We start from the raw sequence: 3433 nt of genomic DNA, 5'->3' as shown, positions 1-3433 counted from the left end.
TAACAGGAGTAATCCCCCAGGTATTAATGGGAATTATAAACTTTATCTCGACGGGTAAATTAGACTTATTTACTTTGATCATTGTCCTGCTCATTATTTACGGACTAACCATCGGTAAGCAGCATGTGAAAAAGCTGGATGCCTGGGCTCAAAGGAAATTTTCGAAAAGCGAAGAAAACCACCGTGCTTAGTCGGTGGTTTTCTTCGTTTTTTTGATTAAAAAGTAAATGGCTCCAATCACAAGCGCGGCAATAATAAATGGCACGACAAATGGATGGGCTTTTTCTTTAATATGGGACCAGTTGCTGCCCAAGGTTTGCCCTAAATAAAGGAACAGGACGGTCCACGGAAGAACGGCTGCCACGGTATAGAGAGTAAATTTAGCAGCTGACATTTTGGCAATACCGGCTGGAATGGAAATGGCGTGTCGGACGACCGGAATAAATCGTGCCGAAAAAATAACGCCGGCGCCGTATTTATTAAACCAATTTTCAGCAATATCAATATGACTCTTTTTAATCAGAACATATTTTCCATATTTCTCTAAAAACGGTCTGCCTCCATAATATCCGGCCCAATATAAAAATAATTGAGCAATCGTGCCGCCGATCGTACCTGCAATGACGGCACCTGGAAAGCCGAGATGACCTTGAGAAATCATATAACCGCCATAGCCTAAAACAATCTCACTTGGGATAATCTCTATCATCAATCCTAAGGCAATGCCGAAATAACCTAATTGCGATAAGAACTCCAAAATAGAGTTAATATAGTCTGCCATAGTTCACCTTCACTTAAGTAAATATATGTTTTCAACATGATTTATTTTATAACAGTTTATCTAATAATGAAATATTTATGGTTTCTATGAACTCAATGATTTTTCAGAAGAGAACATATAGGTTCGATGGTGATAGCGGATGCTGTACACCAGACCCATGGCAAACATGTTGCCCATCAGCGAGCTGCCGCCATAGCTGATAAACGGCAAAGGAATCCCGGTTATGGGAAGTACCTGAATCGTCATGCCAACATTTTGAAAGACATGGAAGGTTAATACACTAATAATTCCCGTGCAGACATATGTATTAAATGGATCGGTAGTCTCTAGGGAAGTCTTAATTAAATGGTAGATAAGCATAAAGAAAAGGCCAATAACAATACTGCCGCCGATAAACCCATACTCCTCGCCGATGACAGCAAAGATAAAATCGGTATGGGCCTCGGGAATATACACCTCGCGTTGGCTAAAACCCTTTCCGGAAATGAGACCAGAACCAATGGCACTTAATGATTTTAATAAGTGGTAGCTAGAACTGGTGGAATGATTATTCGGATCAAGCCAAGCATAAATCCGGTTAAATTGATAGGTTTGAACATGAAGGTATTTTTCAAGAAATTCAGGCTTTTGCAAAACAAGATAAAAAATTAGGCCTGCAAGAGAGGCTGCCAAGCTGTATATCGGTAAAATGATTTTCCATGTGATCCCGGAAACTAAAATCAGCCCTGTCAGTATGGAGAGAATAACGAGTCCTGTCCCTAGGTCAGGCTGCAGCATAATTAATCCGAGCGGAACTGCCGTGGTAATCACCAATTTACATAGTAAAAGAAAATCCGTTTTCAGCGTTTTCTCCAAATGCTTTTCTTGATGGGTGGTAATGACACGGCTAAGCGCTAAAATTAAAAAGGTTTTAACAAATTCGGAAGGCTGAATTGAGCCTATTTTTGGAATGATGAACCAGCTCTTTGCCCCATTTCGATGTGGAGCAATGGACTCTGGGGCAAGAAAAACAGCAAGCAGCAATAAAAGACCCAATCCATATAAATACCAGGAGAGCCGTTTATATTGATAGCCTTCGAAAAAGATGGATACTAAGATAATTCCTGCTCCAACTGCATACCAGAAAATTTGTTTGACTAAAAAATTTTCATCGTACTGGGCAGAGCTTTGTGCACTATAGATGGCCGCACAACTTATCAGGAAAAAAAGAAACAACAATAATGTTAACGTCCAATCAAATCGGTCTGCTTTTTTTACGTATCTTTCCATTCGCCACACCCTTTAGGAAATATATTACATTCCTATAACTTATATAACGATTATGGGGATGAAAGGTTTCATTTTTCACATTAAATGCTTTAAAAACATTGTAGCAATCCCAAAATAGGTGAGGAGCGAAAAAATATCATTTAAGGTGGTGATGAGCGGCCCTGAGGCAACAGCCGGGTCAATTTTAAAACGGTACAAAATGAGCGGGATGATAGTGCCCGCAAGTGTCCCAATAATCAGCGTGAAAAATAGCGAGCAGCCCACCACTGCTCCTAAAATAAGATTCCCTTGCCAAATATAAGCAATAATCGAAATCAGGACGGCGCAGGTGATCCCAATCGTGATGCCAACCCCAAGCTCGCGGGTGACCAAACGGGCAACCACTCCTTTATCGATATCATAAGAGATGAGTCCTCTTACGACCACAGCAAGGGATTGCGTGCCAGTGTTCCCGGTCATGCCGGCAATCATCGGCATAAAAAAGGCGAGGGCCACAACCTGCTTTAGGGTATCCTCAAAACTGCTGATGATCCTTCCGGAAATAAGACCGATAAATAAAAGGAGAATAAGCCATGGCAGCCTTCTGGCTGCGGCTACGAATGTTTTTGTTTCAAAGTCAATCGATTTCCCCGTTGCCGATAATTTTTCAATGTCTTCATTGGCTTCTTTGATGACAACATCGATAATATCATCGACGGTGACAATCCCAACAAGGACATTTTCCTCATCGACTACAGGAACTGCTAAGAAGTCATAACGCTCGGCTGTTTGTGCAACTTTTTCCTGATCGGTCATTACCGATACAGAAATCACCCGCTCGTACATGATGGCTTCGATTTTTTCCTCCAGCCCAGCTAACAGTAAATCCCGGTAAGATACAACACCGACCAGTTTTCGGTCCTCATCGGTGACATATAGATAATTCATCGATTCGGCAAACTCTGCAAAGCTTTTAAACTTATCGACTGCTTCCCGAACTGTATAATAGCTGCGAATCCAGATAAAACGGTTCGTCATGATTCTGCCCGCAGTTTCCGGAGGATACTTCATGATATCCTTAACAGCCTCGGACTCAGCTCTGTTCATCCCCGATAAAAGGGAATCCTTTTTCTCGGGAGACAAATCATGTAACAATAAAGCCAAGTCATCATTGTCCATTAAATCGAGGACTTTATTGGATTTCTCAATTCCGAGCTTATTCAACAAATCGAGCTGATCTGTCGTCTCAAGCTCCTCCATGAGGTCGGCTAGGACGTCGAATTTTAAAAAGAGCAGAAAGCGTCCTTTATGCTTCTCCGGTAAATCCCCATAGATTTTCGCAATATCATAGGGCTGAAGCTCTTCTAAAATCGCCTCAAAATCACCCTTTTTATTTTCTTTTAA

The 3433-nt window shown here is 41.4% G+C and carries 4 protein-coding genes; 1 reads left to right on the top strand and 3 read right to left on the bottom strand.

Annotated elements, in window-relative coordinates; genetic code table 11:
* On the top strand, positions 1 to 191 hold a 191-nt coding region (locus ACIFOT_RS31735), incomplete at its 5' end, for a hypothetical protein (protein ID WP_430072832.1).
* Here the strand turns inward: ACIFOT_RS31735 and ACIFOT_RS31730 are convergent.
* The 3 genes from ACIFOT_RS31730 to mgtE form a co-directional block, all read right to left on the bottom strand.
* The gene (locus ACIFOT_RS31730) at positions 188 to 781 is read right to left on the bottom strand and encodes a DedA family protein (protein WP_430072829.1); all 594 of its coding nucleotides are present in this window, start codon (positions 779 to 781) and stop codon (positions 188 to 190) included. The two genes, ACIFOT_RS31735 and ACIFOT_RS31730, sit on opposite strands and share 4 nt — an antisense overlap.
* Positions 782 to 865: 84 nt before the next feature.
* Positions 866 to 2050, bottom strand: coding sequence for an FtsW/RodA/SpoVE family cell cycle protein (locus tag ACIFOT_RS31725; protein WP_430072826.1), 1185 nt, complete (start codon positions 2048 to 2050; stop codon positions 866 to 868).
* Between the two features lie 75 nt (positions 2051 to 2125).
* The coding region (mgtE, locus tag ACIFOT_RS31720) for a magnesium transporter (RefSeq protein WP_430072823.1) at positions 2126 to 3433 on the bottom strand (1308 nt) is incomplete at its 5' end.

The organism is Neobacillus sp. NRS-1170 (assembly GCF_050468025.1).
This window is presented reverse-complemented; position numbering and strand designations above follow the sequence as displayed.

What these genes read in the sequence shown, in the direction of transcription:
- ACIFOT_RS31725 (WP_430072826.1), bottom strand. Translation starts at nt 2,050, where the DNA reads ATGGAAAGATACGTAAAAAAAGCAGACCGATTTGATTGGACGTTAACA.
- ACIFOT_RS31730 (WP_430072829.1), bottom strand. Translation starts at nt 781, where the DNA reads ATGGCAGACTATATTAACTCTATTTTGGAGTTCTTATCGCAATTAGGT.